General features: G+C 67.2%; 18 protein-coding genes. 13 read left to right on the top strand and 5 right to left on the bottom strand.

Annotated elements, in window-relative coordinates; genetic code table 11:
* Window positions 1–198 precede the first annotated feature (198 nt).
* Entirely contained in the window at window positions 199–894 is a 696-nt protein-coding gene (gene phaR, locus ACT54R_RS12395) for a polyhydroxyalkanoate synthesis repressor PhaR (protein WP_168456940.1), read from the top strand.
* Window positions 895–993: 99 nt separating this feature from the next.
* On the opposite strand, the gene ACT54R_RS12390 is transcribed toward phaR, so the two are convergent.
* Window positions 994–1,401 (bottom strand): hypothetical protein, encoded by a 408-nt coding sequence (locus ACT54R_RS12390; protein ID WP_024279216.1) that lies wholly within the window; start codon window positions 1,399–1,401, stop codon window positions 994–996.
* A 401-nt stretch (window positions 1,402–1,802) separates the two neighbouring features.
* Complete coding sequence (gene rpmF, locus ACT54R_RS12385) at window positions 1,803–1,988, bottom strand: 50S ribosomal protein L32 (RefSeq protein ID WP_024279215.1); 186 nt, start codon at window positions 1,986–1,988, stop codon at window positions 1,803–1,805.
* 382 nt (window positions 1,989–2,370) lie between these two features.
* On the opposite strand from rpmF, the gene ACT54R_RS12380 reads away from it, so the two are divergent.
* Entirely contained in the window at window positions 2,371–3,297 is a 927-nt protein-coding gene (locus ACT54R_RS12380) for a peptidylprolyl isomerase (protein ID WP_476326715.1), read from the top strand.
* A 113-nt stretch (window positions 3,298–3,410) separates the two neighbouring features.
* On the opposite strand, the gene hspQ is transcribed toward ACT54R_RS12380, so the two are convergent.
* Entirely contained in the window at window positions 3,411–3,734 is a 324-nt protein-coding gene (gene hspQ / locus ACT54R_RS12375) for a heat shock protein HspQ (protein ID WP_168457065.1), read from the bottom strand.
* 198 nt (window positions 3,735–3,932) lie between these two features.
* Window positions 3,933–4,973 carry an HpcH/HpaI aldolase/citrate lyase family protein gene (locus tag ACT54R_RS12370; protein WP_476326713.1) on the bottom strand — a complete coding sequence of 347 codons (1,041 nt, stop codon included), beginning with the start codon at window positions 4,971–4,973 and terminating at the stop codon, window positions 3,933–3,935.
* Between the two features lie 141 nt (window positions 4,974–5,114).
* Here ACT54R_RS12370 and ACT54R_RS12365 point away from each other — a divergent pair, with 141 nt between their 5' ends.
* Both ACT54R_RS12365 and ACT54R_RS12360 read left to right on the top strand, forming a co-directional pair.
* A complete protein-coding gene (locus ACT54R_RS12365; RefSeq protein ID WP_476326711.1) occupies window positions 5,115–5,921 on the top strand; it encodes a gamma-glutamylcyclotransferase family protein in 807 nt (268 codons plus the stop codon).
* A 122-nt stretch (window positions 5,922–6,043) separates the two neighbouring features.
* The gene (locus ACT54R_RS12360; protein WP_168456943.1) at window positions 6,044–7,000 is read left to right on the top strand and encodes an AEC family transporter; all 957 of its coding nucleotides are present in this window, start codon (window positions 6,044–6,046) and stop codon (window positions 6,998–7,000) included.
* A gap of 3 nt (window positions 7,001–7,003) precedes the next feature.
* Here ACT54R_RS12360 and ACT54R_RS12355 read toward each other — a convergent pair whose 3' ends face one another.
* Window positions 7,004–8,182: a UbiH/UbiF family hydroxylase gene (locus ACT54R_RS12355; protein WP_476326709.1), complete on the bottom strand. Its 1,179-nt coding sequence runs from the start codon at window positions 8,180–8,182 to the stop codon at window positions 7,004–7,006.
* Between the two features lie 204 nt (window positions 8,183–8,386).
* Between ACT54R_RS12355 and ACT54R_RS12350 the strand changes: the two genes are divergently transcribed.
* The 9 genes from ACT54R_RS12350 (at window position 8,387) to era (ending at window position 17,297) form a co-directional block, all read left to right on the top strand.
* Window positions 8,387–9,142 carry a TerC family protein gene (locus ACT54R_RS12350; protein ID WP_168456945.1) on the top strand — a complete coding sequence of 252 codons (756 nt, stop codon included), beginning with the start codon at window positions 8,387–8,389 and terminating at the stop codon, window positions 9,140–9,142.
* Window positions 9,139–9,894: an SDR family oxidoreductase gene (locus ACT54R_RS12345; protein WP_476326707.1), complete on the top strand. Its 756-nt coding sequence runs from the start codon at window positions 9,139–9,141 to the stop codon at window positions 9,892–9,894. Before ACT54R_RS12350 ends, ACT54R_RS12345 begins: the two co-directional genes overlap by 4 nt.
* 68 nt (window positions 9,895–9,962) lie before the next feature.
* On the top strand, window positions 9,963–10,937 hold the full coding sequence (locus tag ACT54R_RS12340) for a quinone oxidoreductase family protein (protein WP_168456947.1): 975 nt from the start codon (window positions 9,963–9,965) through the stop codon (window positions 10,935–10,937).
* A 183-nt stretch (window positions 10,938–11,120) separates the two neighbouring features.
* Window positions 11,121–13,331, top strand: coding sequence for a RelA/SpoT family protein (locus tag ACT54R_RS12335; RefSeq protein ID WP_476326704.1), 2,211 nt, complete (start codon window positions 11,121–11,123; stop codon window positions 13,329–13,331).
* Between the two features lie 26 nt (window positions 13,332–13,357).
* Window positions 13,358–14,128 carry a pyridoxine 5'-phosphate synthase gene (locus tag ACT54R_RS12330; protein ID WP_476326702.1) on the top strand — a complete coding sequence of 257 codons (771 nt, stop codon included), beginning with the start codon at window positions 13,358–13,360 and terminating at the stop codon, window positions 14,126–14,128.
* A complete protein-coding gene (acpS, locus tag ACT54R_RS12325) occupies window positions 14,125–14,532 on the top strand; it encodes a holo-ACP synthase (protein WP_168456950.1) in 408 nt (135 codons plus the stop codon). The genes ACT54R_RS12330 and acpS overlap by 4 nt, the downstream gene beginning before the upstream one ends.
* 157 nt (window positions 14,533–14,689) lie before the next feature.
* Window positions 14,690–15,442: a signal peptidase I gene (gene lepB, locus ACT54R_RS12320; protein ID WP_168456951.1), complete on the top strand. Its 753-nt coding sequence runs from the start codon at window positions 14,690–14,692 to the stop codon at window positions 15,440–15,442.
* Window positions 15,412–16,149 carry a ribonuclease III gene (gene rnc, locus ACT54R_RS12315; RefSeq protein ID WP_168456952.1) on the top strand — a complete coding sequence of 246 codons (738 nt, stop codon included), beginning with the start codon at window positions 15,412–15,414 and terminating at the stop codon, window positions 16,147–16,149. The genes lepB and rnc overlap by 31 nt, the downstream gene beginning before the upstream one ends.
* Window positions 16,149–17,297 carry a GTPase Era gene (gene era / locus ACT54R_RS12310; protein WP_476326700.1) on the top strand — a complete coding sequence of 383 codons (1,149 nt, stop codon included), beginning with the start codon at window positions 16,149–16,151 and terminating at the stop codon, window positions 17,295–17,297. Before rnc ends, era begins: the two co-directional genes overlap by 1 nt.
* Window positions 17,298–17,353 lie beyond the last annotated feature (56 nt).

Raw genomic sequence — 17,353 nt, 5'->3', positions numbered from 1 at the left:
CCGGACCATGTGTCAATGACCCATCGCATGGCAAGGGGGCCGGTCAAAAGCAGCTATTCAACCTTGGTCGGCACGGCATGGGTGCGGGGCTGACTCCGCGCTGCGAAAGGCGCGATGGGCAGCGCACACAAAGTGGTAGCTCTGCACTTGGAAACGCCTTACCCTACCATTCCGCCCAAGGAAACGGATGACCGGACGATGGCCAAATCGCAAGAGCCAGTCACCATCAAGAAATACGCGAACCGCCGTCTCTACAACACGGGGACCAGCACCTACGTGACTCTCGAAGACCTCGCCAACATGGTGAAGGAAGGCGAGGATTTCGTGGTGTATGACGCCAAGAACGGCGAGGACATCACCCATTCCGTACTGACGCAGATCATCTTCGAGCAGGAAAACAAGGGGCAGAACCTTCTGCCCATCGCCTTCCTGCGCCAGATCATCCGCTTCTACGGTGACAGCATGCAGATGCTGGTGCCAAGGTACCTGGAAGCGTCCATCGACAGCTTCACCAAGGACCAGGGAAAGTTTCGGGATCACCTGTCCCAGACGTTGGCTGGCACGCCCTTTCCGGTCCCGGGCGCTCCGTTCGCCGGCCTGGACGAGACCGTGCGTCGCAACATGGAAGTGTTCGAGCGCGCATTCCACATGTTCCTGCCTTTCCCCAAGGGGGATGAGCCGGCCGGGACCGCGACCACTCCGGCCGCTGCTGCACCTGCGCAGCCTGCGTCGCAGCCCGAGCGAGTGGACGAGCTTGACGCGCTGAAGCGGCAGATGGCGGACATGCAGGCGAAGCTGGAGCAACTGGTTCCGAAGCCCGAGCCCAAGCTCGTGGCGAAGAACGATGCGCCGAGCGAGATCCGCAGTCAGCCCAAGGAAGGCAGCGGAAGCTGATAAGCCCGCGCCGGCCGCCCGTTGAGGGGGGCCGGCGGCTTGAACCGCAAGATGCGCGATGGCCGGTTCCGCCCGGCCGCGCCGGTGCCTCGGCAGGTTTTATTGCTGCCCGCGCGGATCGACGGTGAAATCGCGCTGCGCGACCCGGATCGAGACTGAAAAGCCGGCCACCACGTCCAGCAGCATGATGCAGAGCAGGATGGCGAACACAGAGTTTCCGGCCGGACGCACCAGCAGGAATTCGGCAAGGCCGGCCGCGAACACCAGCATCGACAGCATGTGATCGATGATCGAGCGCGAGCTGATGCGCGTCGACTTGAGAATCTCAAAGAACAGGAAGAACAGGCTGAGGGCGATGAATCCCTCCGCGAGGGTGATCGTCCAGTGGGCGCCCGACATCATCTCGACCGTGGTGAGCACGGTCGTCCATTCCGTGCCCGGCATCAGGAAGACCATGATGTTGTAGAGGGCGAGGGGGACGATCAGCAACGGGACGGGCGTCAGCATTGGTGCTCCTCGGGACCGCTCAGCCCGTAACGCCGAGGGCCTTCGCCCGTGGCGCCGTCAGGCTCCGCGGATGCGATGACACATCGGGCTCTGAATGTCACGGATGCGGAGGCATCGGGGGATTGTGCGCGCTGGCCGACCACCGGGGCCGATACCGGGAGAATCGAGCGCTGGGCGGGGCTGCGACCGGATGGGCCGTATCTCGCATTGAGAGGCAGGGTCGCGATGTCGCGCGCCGGTCAGAATTGCTGAACATGGCGGGATGCAGTCGGCCCGCCCGCGGGTGGGAGCGAATCGCTCGGCGGGTCCCCGGGCCGGAATCACCCCCCGGGAGGGGTGGCGCGCCGGCGGCATGCGCCGGCGCTGCAACGGCGGCCTTCAAGGCCACCGCGACATGAAGATCAGGCCTCGGCCTTGGGCTTCAGGATCTGCCGGCCGCGATACATGCCGGTCTTCAGGTCGACGTGGTGCGGACGGCGCAGCTCGCCCGAATCCTTGTCTTCCACATAGGTGGGCTGCTTCAGCGCGTCGGCCGAACGGCGCATGCCGCGACGGGACGGCGAGGTCTTTCTCTTCGGGACAGCCATTGTCCAAACTCCTGAACGACGTAACGAGCCAGGTGACTCGCCAACTGGCGCAACATGCGAGCGCGCCGGCTGGCGCCCTTGCGGCTTTTCGAACTTGTGATCGGTACGCGCCGAGCCTGAAGAGAGAAGACGACGCCTGTACGCGTTCGTCTCGAGCCCGGTTGCGAAATGCTGGGGAGCAATTCGCGGGGCTCGCCCTTGGGCCAGCATTCCCGATTGAAGGCGCGCCTTATACAGGCTCGCGCGCGGGAACGAAAGCCCCGCCGTGCGTTTTCCGGTCGCGGGTATGCCGCAACAATGCCCTCTTGTCAGCGGAGGACACGTGAGCAAGGTTGCGCGCGCATCGGCGCATCCGACGACACACTCCGAGGAAAACGGCCCCATGAAGCGTTCCGCTCAGCTTTCCCTCTTCGCCGCCCTGCTCGCGGCCTCGGTTTCCGCGGCCTCCATGGGGGCGGCGTTGGCGCAGGGGGCCCCGGCACCTGCGGCTGCCCCTGCGGCCGCTGCGCCTGCCGGTGATCCGGTCCTCGCCACCGTCAACGGCACGCCGATCCGCCAGAGCGAGCTCAACATCGCCCTCGAGGACATCGGATCTGGCCTCCCGCCCGAGGTCCGCGGCCCGGCCCGCGACGAATATGTCCTGTCCTTCCTGACCGACATGACGCTTATCGCCAAGGCCGCCGAGGCGCAGAAGATCGACCAGACCCCCGAGTTCCAGAACCGCCTTGCCTATGCGCGCATGAAGGCGCTGATGGAAGCGATGATGATGCAGGAGGCCAAGAAGGCCGTTTCTGCCGAGCTCAAGCGCAAGACCTACGACGATCTGGTGAAGTCGGCCCCCGCCGAGCAGGAAGTTCACGCCCGTCATATCCTCGTGGACGATGAGGCGAAGGCCAAGGAAATCTCCAAGAAGGCCAAGGCCGGCGAGGATTTCGCCAAGCTCGCCAAGGAGAATTCCAAGGACAGCGCCGAGGACGGCGGCGACCTCGGCTATTTCACCAAGGACCAGATGGTGCCGGAGTTCGCCGAGGCGGCGTTCAAGCTGGAGAAGGGCCAGGTCTCCGATCCGGTGAAGACCCAGTTCGGCTGGCACGTCATCAAGGTCGAGGACAAGCGCCAGAAGGCGGTCCCGTCCTACGAGCAGGTCGAGGATCAGGTCGAGCAGTATCTGGTGCGCAAGGCCCAGGCCGACATGGTGACGAAGCTGCGCGCCGACGCCAAGATCGAGAAGACCGCCGCGCCGGCGGCTCCCGCCACGCCTGCGACCCCCGCTCCGGCGGCGCCTGCGGCCGATCCGGCCAAGAAGTGAGCCGGCGGCGCTGGCCACAGCGCCCTGCCACGCTTTGCCTGCCAAAAGAAAAACCCCCGGCGCATCGCCGGGGGTTTTTTATTGATCCTGGTCCCGTGCGATCCGCGCTGGGGTCAATTCACCAGATCAGGCCGCACCCGCCAGCCGCCGGCGCCATCCTCGGACAGGGCCTCGGTGACCTTGGGGTGGCGCACCGGCTCTTCCGACGTGTCCCGCTCCAGATTCTGCTCGGAGACGTAGGCGACGTACTCGCTGTCCGCGTTCTCGGCGAGGAGGTGGTAAAACGGCTGGTCCTTGTGGGGGCGGATATCCTCGGGAATCGAGAGCCACCATTCCTCGGTGTTGTCGAACACCGGGTCCACGTCGAACACCACGCCCCGGAAGGGGAAGTGCTTGTGGCGCACCACCTCACCGATGCGGAACTTCGCCTGCCGCATGCCCGCGCCGAGTTCTGACGCAACGTAATGCGTGGGGTCCTCGGGGATGCCGTCGCCAATGGGAGCAACGATTGCGGGCTTTGCGCGCGCTTTGTCCTGGCTGGCCATGTCCCGCCTCTTCTGACTTTTCCGCTCCGCCCGAGACCGGGCGGGAGAGCCGTGGCGACCTTCGCCGCGGCCGTTGGTTAATCAATTCTCTCACAATCCGTAGGCTTTGCCCATTTCCGGGTCCTTGGCTGCGACAATCCGGGCAAGGTCGACGATCACCTTGGCCTGCTTCCAGGTGGCGTCGTCCTGCATCTTGCCGTCGATCATCACCGCGCCGGCGCCGTCCGGCATGGCTTCGAGAATCTTGAGCGCGAACGCCACCTCGCCCGGATCGGGCGAGAAGACGCGCTTGGCGATCTCGATCTGCGTGGGGTGCAGAGACCAGGCGCCGACGCAGCCCTGGAGGAAGGCGTTGCGGAACTGGCTCTCGCACGCGGCAAGGTCGGCGAAGTCGCCGAACGGGCCGTAGAAGGGCTTGATGCCGTTGGCGGCGCAGGCATCCACCATCTTGCCGACGGTGTAATGCCACAGGTCCTGCTGGTAGCCGGTGCGCGGCTTGTCGCCATCGGGATCCGCCAGCACCTTGTAGTCCGGGTGACCGCCGCCGACGCGTGTGGTCTTCATGGCGCGCGAGGCGGCGAGGTCGGCGGGGCCGAGGCTCATGCCGTGCATGCGCGGGGAGGCGGCAGCGATCTCCTCCACATTCTTCACGCCCTCGGCAGTTTCCAGAATGGCGTGGATGAGGATCGGCTTCTCGATGGCGTGGCGCGCCTCGAGCTGGGCGAGGAGTTGGTCGAGATAGTGGATGTCCCAGGCGCCCTCGACCTTGGGCAGCATGATGACGTCCAGCTTGTTGCCGATCTCGCTGACGATCTCAATGATGTCGTCCAGCACCCACGGGCTGTTGAGGCAGTTGATGCGGGTCCAAAGGCCCGTGGAGCCGAAATCGGTGGCCTTGGCCATCTCGATGAAGCCTTTGCGGGCGGCTTCCTTGGCATCGGAGGGAATCGCGTCCTCCAGATTGCCGAGCACCACGTCCACCTGCTTGGCGATATCCGGCACCTTGGCGCGCATCTTCTCCAGATGCGGCGGCACGAAATGGATCATGCGCTCAAGCCGCACCGGCAACTCGCGATAAGGTGCGGGTGCGCCGATGGCGAGCGGCTTGAAGAATTGGCGCGGCAGCTTCATGAGTCCCCCCAGGGTGGTTTGCGGGCAGGGGGTGCATAACCCCCCGCGGAACCTGTTGATTGCAATGCAGCATAGGTGGGCGGCCCGCGCAACACGACTTCAGGGCGACCGGGCCGGCGCCCATCGGGCAGGGGGAGAGGCATGACGATCACGCGACGTGGGATGCTCGGGGGCCTTGCCGGGCTGGCGGCTTCCACCCTGCCGGTGGCGGCGAAGGACTTCTGGGGCCAACGGCTCGCAAATGCTCCGCAGGAGTTCCTGTTCGGCTACGGCTCTCTCATCAACGGGCCATCCCGGACGTCCACATCCGGGCGCGTCGTGCCCGCCATCGCCGCGCGAATCTCCGGCAGCTTCGGCTATGTGCGCTCGTGGGCGTCGCGGTTCACGCCGCGCGAGGGCACGGCCGGCTTCACCGCGCTCGGCATCCGCCCCCGGATGCCCGGGGAGGAGGCGTACAGCATCAACGGCGTCATCTTCCCCGTGAAGGACGAGGCGGAACTCGCCGCCTTCGATGCGCGCGAAGGCGGCTATAACCGTGTGGAGCTGGACCACGCGCATGTGGAGGCCATCGACTGGGAGGGCCTGCCGCGCATCGGCAAGATCTGGATCTACGTTCCCAAGGAATCCGACGGCAAGGGGCCAGCCGATCTCCAGCACCCGAACGTGAATTTCCCGCTCGTGCAGTCCTATGTGGATGTGGTGATGCAGGGCTCCCTGGACGAGGGACCGGACTTCGCCCGCGAACTCATCGAGACCACTTTGGACTGGAGCCCGTTCTGGCTGGACGACCGCCCCATCGCCCGCCGCGCCTGGGCCGACACGCCGAGCGCAGGCGCCATCGACCGGCTTCTGGCGACGGTGGAACCGGCTGCGAGCCAGTTCCGCAACCGCCTCTACCCCGAGCTCTATGCGGCGCGGCATCTGATGGGCAAGGCAGGGGCGCGCTGATCCTCGCGCGCTGATCCTCGCGCGCTGATCCTGGCGCCCGCGCTTTCCATCCAGCGCCGGGGTTTGTAGGAAGGGGCACCCGCTGCCCCCTTCCGCCGCCTTTCGGCCAGTCTCCGGCGATCATGAGCGACCTTTTCGGCCTCGCCTTTCCCTTCTTCGGCCTGATCTTCCTCGGCTATTTCTGCGGCCGCAGGGTGAAGCTGCCGGAGGCCGGGCTCGCTTGGCTCTCCTTCTTCATCATCTATGTGGCGCTGCCGGCGCTGTTCTATCGCATCGTCGCGCAGACGCCGTTCCACGAACTGGCCAACCCCGCCTTCATCGTCGCCGTGCTGGCCTCCACCGCCACCATGTCCCTGCTGGCGCTGGGCGTCGGCCTGTGGTTCAGGAAGGGCAATATCGGCGAGGCGGCCATCGCGCTGACCGCCGGCGCCTACGCCAATGTGGGCTACATGGGCCCCGGCCTCACGCTGGCCGCCTTCGGGCAGGCCGCCGCAAGCCCGGCTGCGCTCATCTTCGCCACCGACAGCATGTTCTTCTTCACCGTCGTGCCGCTGCTGATGGCGACGCGGGGGCGGGGGGAGAGCCTAGGGCACACCTTTGTGCTGATCGCCAAGAGGGTGCTCACCCATCCCTTCAACATCGCTACGCTGCTAGGGGTGCTGGCGGCAGCGTTCGAGTTCAAGGAGCCGGACGCGCTCTCGCGGATGCTGGACTACCTGAAGAACGCGGCCGCCCCCTGCGCGCTGTTCGCCCTTGGCGTGACCGTGGCGCTGCGGCCGCTGAAGCGCGTGCCGGTGGAACTCGCTCCGCTCCTGACCCTGAAGCTGCTCGTTCACCCCTTCGTGGCGCTGGTCTCGCTCTCGGTGTTCGGGCCGTTCTCGCCGGTGTGGGAGGAGACGCTGCTGCTGATGGCCGCGCTGCCGCCGGCGCTGAACGTGTTCGTGCTGGCGCGGCAGTACCACGTGTTCGTGGAGGAGGCGTCCACCGCCGTGCTCCTCGGCACCCTGTCGTCCGTCGTGACTGTGACGCTGATGCTCTATCTGCTGCGCGAGCACCTCATCCCGCTCAGCCTGTTTTGATCCTCACGCCGCCTTGTCGCCGACGCCGAGGCGCATCAGCGTCCGCCGCAGCGGGCCGACGCGATCGAGCAGGTAGAGGCCGAAGCCGCGCACGCTCTGCACCGGCACGAGATCGGACAGCAGCGAGCGATTGAGCAGGTCCACGGCTGTCATGCGGCCCGAGATGTCGCGCTGGCGCTTGTCGGCATAGCGGGCCAGCACCTCGCGGCTGCCGGGATCGCGGCCCGTCGCAACCGCGTCCGCCGCAAGCGCGACCAGGGCCGCCGCATCCCGGAGCCCGAGGTTCAGCCCCTGCGCGCCGATGGGCGGCATGATGTGGGCGGCCTCGCTCAAAAGCGCCACGCGGTCGCCGACGAGGCATTCCGCCGTCTCCGCCGCCAGTGGGAAGGCGCCGCGGCCGCCCTCCATCTCGAACCGGCCGAGCACGGAGGAGGCGCGCGCCTCCAGCTCCCGGGCCAGCGCTTCGTCGCTGAGGCCGAGCAGGCGGATCGCCTCGCGCTCGGTGACCACGCAGACGATGGAGGAGCGGTCGCCGGTCAGCGGCACCAAGGTGAAGGGGCCGCTCTCGGTGTGGAACTCGGTGGAGGTGTCCTCATGGGGCCGCGTGTGCCGCACGGTGGCGGTGAAGGCCACCTGCGGGTAAGCACGATTGCGCATCTTGATGCCGGCGGCGGCCCGCACCGTGGACTGGCGCCCGTCCGCTCCTGCGACGAGACGCGCGGCGAGGCTGGTTCCGTCTGCCAGCTTCAGAGTGACCGCATCCGGCCCGAATTCGATGCGCTCCACGGAGGTGCGGGCGATGTGGAGGTTCGGCATCTCCATCGCGGAGGCGAGGAGGCCGTTGCGCAGGGCGTCGTTCTCGATGTTGTAGCCGAAGGCGTCGAGGCCGATCTCGGCGGAGCGGAAGGTGACTTCCGGCGCGCGCACCAGCCGGCGGGTGGCATCGGCGATGCGCATGTCGCGCAGGGGTGCCGCACGGGACGCGATCTGCGACCACACGCCGAACTCTTCCAGGATGCGCACCGAGCCTTCCAGCAGCGCCGTGGTGCGGTGATCCGCGCCGCGGTCGGGGCCGGTGACGAGCGCGGTGGAGACGCCTCGCGCGGCGAGGCCGATGGCGGTGGCAAGCCCGGCAGGACCGGCGCCGACGACGACCACCTCGTGCATCACGTCGTGTTCCATCGCTGCCTCCTCATAGTCGGATCAGGGGACACTAGAGCCGACTTCCGCGCGGGGAAAGCTGCGGAGATGCCGCGGATACGTGCGGGACGCGGCCGCGGACCAGCGCATGCGCTCTTGCAGTCGCGCCGCGTTCCGATCAGCCTTCGCGAATCTGGGGCAGGGGACCTGTGGTGCAGGGGACCTCTGGGGCAGGGGAGCGCGCCGATGTTGGACTGGATCACGTCGCCGGAAGCCTGGGCGGCGCTGGTAACGCTGACGGCCATGGAGATCGTGCTCGGCATCGACAATGTCGTGTTCATCTCGCTGGTGGTGCAGCGCCTGCCGCCGGCCGAGGCGCTGCGGGCACGGCAGATCGGCCTTTCCGCCGCGCTGCTGCTGCGCATCGGGCTCTTGTTCGCCCTCTCCTGGCTCATCGGCCTGAGGCAGTCCCTGTTCACAGCATTCGGCCATGACTTCTCCTGGCGCGACATCATCCTGATCGGCGGCGGCGCCTTCCTCATCGCCAAGGCGACGTCCGAGATGCACGGCGCCCTCGAAGGCGAGGACGAGCCGAGCGAGGAGACGGTCGCCGGGGCGGCCAAGCGGGCCTTCGCCGGGATCGTCGTGCAGGTGATCCTGCTCGATCTCGTCTTCTCGGTGGATTCCATCCTCACCGCCATCGGTATGGCCGAGCATCTGGCCATCATGGTGCTGGCGGTCATTATCGCGGTCGGCATCATGTTCGTGGCCTCCGGCCCGCTCTCCGCCTTCATCGCCACCCACCCCACAACGAAGATGCTGGCCCTCGCCTTCCTGGTGCTGATCGGCGTGACGCTGGTGGCGGACGGTTTCGGAGCCCACATCTCCAAGGGCTACATCTATGCGGCCATGGCTTTCTCGGTGATGGTGGAAGTGCTGAACGTCGCCGCCGCCGGCCGGCGCAAGCGGCGGATCGCGCTCGGCAGGGGAGGCGAACGATGAACGCGGACAAGGTGCTGCTGGTCACGGGCGGCAGCCGGGGCATCGGCGCGGCCTGCGTGCGGCGCGCGGCGGAAGCCGGCTACGGGCGCATTGCCATCAACTATACCCGCGACGCGGCGGCGGCGGACGATGTGGCCGCCGAGGCGCGGGCGCTGGGGGCTGAGGTGCTTGTGCTCAAGGGCGACATGGCCCGGCCGGCGGACATCGCCCGTCTCTACGAAGAGGTGGACGCAAACCTCGGTCCCCTGACCGACCTCGTGAACAATGCCGGAATCACCGGCCGCGCCGGCCCCTTCGCCGATGCCGACCCGGCCGAGATGGCCCGCGTCATCGATCTCAATGTCACCGGGGCGATCCTTGTGGCGCAGCAGGCGGTGCGGCGCATGTCCACGGCACGCGGGGGCAAGGGCGGTGCCATCGTCAACATCTCGTCCATGGCGGCGACCTTGGGCTCGGCGGGGGAATATGTCTGGTACGCCGCCAGCAAGGGGGCGATCGACAGCTTCACCCTGGGCCTCGGGCGCGAGGTGGCGCGTGAGGGCATCCGGGTGAATGCCGTTGCCCCTGGCCTTATCGCCACCGATATCCATGACGCGAGCGGCGTCGTGGGGCGGCTGGAGCGCCTGACGCCCTCCATCCCCATCGGCCGGCCGGGCACGGCCGAGGAGGTGGCCGAGGCGGTGCTGTTCCTGCTCTCGGACGCGGCGAGCTATACCACCGGCGCGGTGCTCAAGATTTCGGGAGGCCGCTGACCGCGCTTGCGGCCGAACCCGCCCGCCCTATGATCCCCTGAATCTCGGGAGGATAGGGGTTTTAGGTCATGGTCCATGCGGTTCAGGTGCATCAGACGGGCGGCCCCGAGGTGCTCAGCTTCGAAGCGGTGGCGGTTCCCCCGCCCGGCCCGGGTCAGGTGCAGCTGCGCCACACCGCCATCGGCCTCAATTTCATCGACGTCTATTTCCGCACCGGCCTCTACAAGGCGGCGGGCTTCCCCTTCATCCCCGGCAGCGAAGGCGCCGGCGTGGTGGAGGCGGTGGGGCCGGATGTGACCGATTTCCATCCGGGCGACCGCGTTGCCTATGCCATGGCCATCGGTGCCTATGCCGAGGTGCGCAACATCTCGACCTCGGTCCTCGTGCATCTGCCCGCCGCCATCGACGACCGCACCGCCGCGGCCATGATGCTCAAGGGCATGACGGCGCAGTATCTCGTGCGGCGCACGCATCACATCAAGCCCGGCGACGTGATTCTGGTGCAGGCGGCCGCCGGCGGCGTCGGCCTCATCCTGTGCCAGTGGGCGAAGCACCTCGGCGCCACCGTGATCGGCACCGTGGGATCCAAGGACAAGGCCGAGCTTGCCCTCGCCAATGGCTGCGACGAGGTGATTCTCTACCGCGAAGAGGACTTCGTTCACCGGGTGAAGGAGATCACCTCCGGCAAATTGTGCGACGTGGTTTATGACGGTATCGGTCAGGCGACCTATCCCGCTTCCCTCGACTGCCTCAAGCCGCTCGGCCTGTTTGTGAGCTTCGGCAACGCCTCCGGCTCCATCCAGAATTTCGACCTGCTGCACCTGTCGGCCAAGGGCTCGCTGTTCGCCACCCGCCCGACTCTGGGCACCTTCGTCGCCAAGCGCGCCGACCTCATCGCCACCGCCAATGACCTGTTCGAGGCGGTCCTGACAGGCGCGGTGAAGATCCCGATCCATCAGACCTACGCGCTGAAAGACGCCCAGAAGGCCCACCGCGACCTCGAGGGCCGCAACACCACGGGGTCGACCCTGCTGCTGCCGTGAGCCTCGCGCCCCTCTCCTGCAAGGCGAGAGGGGCCGCCCGGGCGCGGCGTCTTCATCATTCACACAGTCACGCCGTTACAATGGCTTGCGCATCCTGCCCCTCCGCATGATATCTACGGTTCAACAAGGATGGGGCGGGCGCGCTGAACCCGCTCCGCCGTGCTGCGACGGATCGTTCCGGCCATGATGCGCCAATACGAACTCGTCGAGCGCGTTCGACGGTATAATCCCAACACCGACGAGGCGCTGCTCGACCGCGCCTATGTCTACGCCATGAGGGCGCACGGCAGTCAGCTGCGTGCGTCCGGCGATCCCTATTTCTCCCACCCGCTGGAAGTCGCGGCGATCCTCACCGATCTCAAGCTGGACGATGCCACAATCGTCTCGGCCCTGCTGCACGACACCATCGAGGACACCAGCGCCACCAAGGCGGAGATCGAGCGGCTGTTCGGCCAGCAGATCGCGACGCTGGTGGAGGGGCTGACCAAGATCAAGAAGCTCGACCTCGTCTCCAAGCAGGCGAAGCAGGCCGAGAATCTGAGGAAACTGCTCCTCGCCATCGCCGACGACGTGCGCGTGCTCCTCGTCAAGCTCGCCGACCGCCTCCACAACATGCGCACCCTGAAATGGGTGCCGCCGGAGAAGCGGGACCGGGTGGCGCAGGAAACGCTGGACATCTACGCGCCGCTGGCCGCCCGCATGGGCATGCAGGACATGCGCGAGGAGCTGGAGGATCTCGCCTTCCGCCAGCTGTCCCCGGAGGCCTACGAGAGCATCACCACCCGCGTCTCGGAACTCAGGCAGGTCAACGGCCCGGTGGTGCAGGAGATCGAGCGGGAGCTGAAGGACGAATTGGCCCGGCGCGGCATCGTCGCCGAGGTGAAGGGGCGGGAGAAGCGGCCCTATTCCATCTGGGGCAAGATGGAGCGCAAGGCCATCGGCTTCGAGCAATTGTCGGACCTCTACGGCTTCCGCGTGCTCGTCTCCTCGGTGGAGGACTGCTACCGGGCGCTGGGCGTGGTTCACACCAAGTGGGCCATCGTGCCCGGCCGGTTCAAGGACTACATCTCCACCCCGAAGCCGAACGATTACCGCTCGCTGCACACGACGGTGGTCGGCCCACGTCGCCAGCGGGTCGAGATGCAGATTCGCACCAAGGACATGGAGGAGATCGCCGAATACGGCATCGCCGCCCATGCCCTCTACAAGGACGCCTCGGGTGCGCCGGGGGAGATGCTCTCCCACGAGAGCCGCGCCTATGCCTGGTTGCGCAAGACCATCGAGAACCTCTCCCAGGGGCTCTCGCCCGAGGAATTCCTGGAGCACACCAAGCTCGAGCTGTTCCACGACCAGGTGTTCTGCTTCACCCCCAAGGGTCGGCTCATCGCTTTGCCGCGCAAGGCGACGCCCATCGATTTCGCCTATGCGGTGCATACGGACGTGGGCAACACCGCCGTGGGCTGCAAGATCAACGGCTCCATCGCGCCCTTGGTGTCGGAGCTGAAGAACGGCGACGAAGTGGAGATCATCACCTCCAAGGCGCAGACGCCGCCGGGCGCGTGGGAGACCATCGCCGTGACCGGCAAGGCGCGCGCCGCCGTGCGTCGCGCCACCCGCGCCGCCGTACGCGCCCAATATGCCGGCCTCGGCCGCAAGATCACGGAGCGGGCCTTCACCCGCGTCGGCAAGCCTTTCACCGAGGACGCCGTGGCCAAGGCCACGCCCCGGCTTGCCCGTGCGTCGGCGGAGGACGTGTTCGCCGCCATCGGCCGGGGCGAGATCAAGACCGACGACGTCATCCGCGCCGTCTACCCCGACTGGGTGCCCCCGCGCCCGGAGGAGCGGGCCGAGCGGGCCGCGAGCGGCGAAGGCTGGTTCGAGCTGAAGCGCGGCCACAACCTCAAGTTCAAGATTCCCGAAGGCGCGAAGGCGGAGCGGCTCGACGCCATCCCCATCCGCGGAATCAACGGCGACCTGCCGGTGCGCTTCGCACCCGACGGCGGTGCCGTTCCGGGGGATCGCATCGTCGGCATCCTCACGCCCGGCGAGGGCATCACCATCTATCCCATCCAGTCGGCGTCGCTGCAGGGCTTCGAGGATGCGCCCGAGCGCTGGCTCGACGTGCGCTGGGACGTGGACGAGCTTTCCGATGGGCGCTTTCCCGCCCGGATCGTCGTCACCGCCCGCAACGAGCCCGGCTCGCTGGCGCAGATCGCCGGAGCCATTGGTGACCGGGGCGGCAATATCGACGGACTGCAGATGCACGCCCGATCGGCCGATTTCCACGAGATGGTGATCGACGTGGAGGTGTTCGACCTCAGGCACCTCAACGCCATCATCGCCGACCTCAAGGCCCGCGAGGTGGTCTCGCAGGTGGAGCGCGTGAACGGCTGACGCCGGCGCGGACGGGAGCAAGCGAAATGGCGGTGCTGAAGCCGGTGCGGCTCGGGGTGAACGTCGACCACGTGGCGACCGTGCGCAATGCGCGGGGCGGTCTCTTGCCCGACCCGGTGCGCGCCGCAGCCCTCGCCGCCGCGGCGGGGGCCGATGGAATCACCGCCCATCTGCGCGAGGACCGGCGCCATATCCGCGACGCTGACATGGCTCGGCTGAAGGCGGAGATCGACCTGCCGCTCAATTTCGAGATGGCTGCCACGGAGGAGATGGTCGGCATCGCCATCTCCGTCCGCCCCAATGCCTGCTGTCTCGTCCCGGAGCGGCGGGAGGAGCGCACCACCGAGGGAGGGCTCGATGCGGCGGGGCTCGCCGCGGAGCTTGGCCCGCGCATCGCCCGGCTGAAGGCGGCCGGCATCCGTGTCTCGCTCTTCATCGCGGCGGAGGAGAAGCAGATCGCCGCGGCGGCCGCGCTCGGCGCGGACATCGTGGAACTGCACACCGGCGCCTGGTGCGATGCGGTGGCGGAAGGCCGCACGGCGGAAGCCGAGGCCGAGTTCGTTCGGCTCAAGGCCGGCGCCGGGCAGGCCAATGCGCTCGGGCTGGAGGTCCATGCCGGCCATGGGCTCGACTATGCGACGGCGGAGCGCATCGCCGCGTTCACCGAGATCGTGGAGCTGAACATCGGCCATTTCCTCATCGGGGAGGCTATCTTCGTCGGGCTGGAGGCGGCCATCCGCACCATGCGGGCGGCCATCGCAGCCGGGCGTGCGGCGGCAGCGGGCGAGGCGGCATGATCCTCGGCATCGGTTCCGATTTCTCGGACGCGCGCCGCATCGCCAAGTCCATCGAGCGGTTCGGCGACCGGTTCCTGAACCGTGTCTTCACCCCCGTCGAGCGGGCAAAGGCGGACCGGCGCAAGCTCAGGGCAGAGACCTACGCCAAGCGGTTCGCGGCCAAGGAGGCTTGCGCCAAGGCGCTGGGCACCGGCCTGAGCCAAGGCGTATTCTGGCGCGACATGGGCGTCGTGAACCTCCCGTCCGGCCAGCCGACGCTGGTGCTCACCGGCGGGGCCGCGCGGCGGCTCGCCCAGATGGTGCCGCAGGGGTACGAGCCGCGCATCCATCTCTCCCTCACCGACGAGGGACCGCTTACCGCCGCCTATGTCATCATCTCGGCGGTGCCCCGCTCCGGCGCCTGACGCTGGAGGAGGTCAAGGGCGCGCGTTGCCGGGAGGCCGGGAAGCCTCTATAGGGGCGGTCTTGCCTGTCGAGGCCGGCGCGCATCTGCCGGTATCTCCTCAGTTTCGGCGCAGTTTGTCGTACCCTGCGCCTCATTTGGGAAACCTTGGACACCCGATGACCGCGACCAGCGAATCCAAGAAGGACGGCGGCTTTCTCGAAACCGTCCGGGTGATCGTCCATGCGCTGCTGATCGCGCTGGTGATCCGGACCTTCCTATTCCAGCCGTTCAACATCCCCTCGGGGTCGATGAAGGACACGCTGCTGATCGGCGACTACCTGTTCGTCTCCAAGTACAGCTACGGCTATTCCCACTTCTCGATTCCCTTCTCGCCCAACCTGTTCTCCGGCCGCATCCTCGGGTCCGAGCCGACGCGGGGCGACGTGGTGGTGTTCAAGCTGCCGAAGGACAACGAGACCGACTACATCAAGCGAGTTGTCGGCATGCCCGGCGACAAGATCCAGATGATCGGCGGCCTGCTGCACATCAACGGCGTGCCGGTGAAGCGCGAGCGCCTGTCGGACGTGAGCGAGGACGACGGCTCGGGCCGCAAGGTGCCGGTGAAGCGCTGGCGCGAGACGCTGCCCAACGGCGTCTCCTACGAGACGCTGGACCTCGTGGATAATGGCTTCTACGACAACACGCCCGTCTATGAGGTGCCGCTCGGGCATTTCTTCATGATGGGCGACAACCGGGACAATTCCGCCGACAGCCGGGTGCTGAGCCAGGTGGGCTATGTCCCGTTCGAGAATCTCATCGGCAAGGCACAGCTGATCTTCTTCTCGATCGACGAGGGCGCGAGCGCGTGGCAGGTTTGGACATGGCCTTGGACGGTGCGATGGGATCGGCTGTTCACACGAGTGCATTGAACGGGGCGGGGCGCGACCTCGCGCATCTCGAGGAGCGGATCGGCTACCGCTTCCGCGATCGCTCCATCCTTGAGCTGGCCCTGTCCCACATCAGCGCCGTGAAGGGCGAGGCGCCGCGCCTGCGCTCCTACCAGCGGGTGGAATTCCTGGGCGACCACGTGCTCGGCTCCGTGGTCTCGCACATGCTGTATCTCGCCTTCCCGGAAGGCGAGGAGGGGGAATTGTCCCGCCGCCTTGCCGAGCTGGTGCGCGAGGAAGCCTGCGCGGAAGTCGCGGAGGACATGGACCTCGGCCCCTTCATCCGCCTCGGCCCCGGCGAAAGCCAGTCCGGCGCGCACAAGCGCCGCGCCATTCTGGCGGACGTAGCCGAGGGCGTCGTGGCGGCGGTGTTCCTCGATGGCGGCTATGAGGCCGCTCATGCGCTGGTCGAGCGGTTCTGGCGCCCCCGGCTCGAGGCCCCGCGCCGGCCGCTGCGCGATGCCAAGACCGTGTTGCAGGAATGGGCGCAGGCCCGCGGCCTGCCGCCGCCCGCCTATCGCGAGGTGATGCGCTCCGGCCCGGACCACGCGCCCCGTTTCACCGTGGCGGTGGATCTACCCGGCCTTGCCTCGGCGCAGGCGGATGGCGCCTCCAAGCAGAATGCACAGAAGGCGGCCGCTGCCGCCTTCCTCGTCCGTGAGGGCGTTTGGGAGAAGGACGAGGCCTGATGGCACCGAGGAAGAAGGCGGGCGCCGACACGGCCGCCCCGGATCAGAAACCTACCGCTGCGGAAGAGGAAGCCCTCGTCGACGCTGCGCAGCATGATGATGTCGCCGAAGATGACCTCGCGGAGGACGAAATCTCCGACGACGAGATCTCTGACGACGATCTGCCGGATGACGATCTGGACGACGAGAACGACGATTTCGACGACGAGCTGGATCGCGTCGAGCGTGCGCCCCTGACGCCGCTGGAAGGCCCGACCCGCTGCGGCTTCGTCGCCCTGCTGGGCGCGCCCAATGCGGGCAAATCCACGCTGACCAATCAGCTGGTGGGGACGAAAGTGTCCATCGTCTCGCACAAGGTGCAGACGACGCGCGCCATCGTGCGCGGCATCGCGATGGACGGCGCGGCGCAGATTGTCCTTGTGGACACCCCCGGTATCTTCGCGCCCAAGCGCCGGCTGGAGCGGGCGATGGTGTCGAGCGCCTGGACCCACGCGGCCGATGCCGACGTCATCGCGCTCCTAGTGGATGCCAACCGCGGCCTCGATGAAGACATCGAGGCGCTGCTCGGCAAGCTCAAGGACATCCGCAAGCCGCGCGCGCTGATCCTCAACAAGATCGACCTCATTCGCCGCGACAGCCTTCTGGCGCTGGCCGCTGCGATTACGGAACAGACCCCGTTCGACCGGGTGTTCATGGTCTCCGCGCTCACCGGCGACGGCGTGGAGGACGTGCGCCGCTGGTTCGCCGAGACGGTGCCCGAAGGTCCCTGGCTCTATCCGGAAGATCAGGTGTCGGATGCGCCCATGCGCATGCTCGCGGCCGAGATCACCCGCGAGAAGATGTTCCTGCGCCTGCACGACGAACTGCCCTACCGCTCCACGGTGGAAACCGAGAGCTGGAAGGAATTGCGCAACGGCTCCGTGCGCATCGAGCAGACGATCTTCGTGGAGCGCGAAAGCCAGCGTAAGATCGTGCTCGGCAAGGGCGGCAACACCATCAAGACCATCTCCTCTGAATCCCGGAAGGAGATTTCCGAAATCATCGAGCAGCCAGTGCATCTCTTCCTGTTCGTGAAGGTGCGCGAGAGCTGGGCGGACGATCCGGAGCGCTACCGCGAGATGGGGCTGGAGTTCCCGAAAGGCGGCTGAACGCGCGGCTGAGCACGTCGCCGTGCGTTTGCGAAGGCGCAAGGCTGGATTGCGAT

The sequence above is a fragment of the Xanthobacter sp. DMC47 genome (assembly GCF_056313845.1).
Note: the sequence above shows the minus strand (reverse complement) of the source record. Positions and strands in the feature narration are given on the sequence as shown.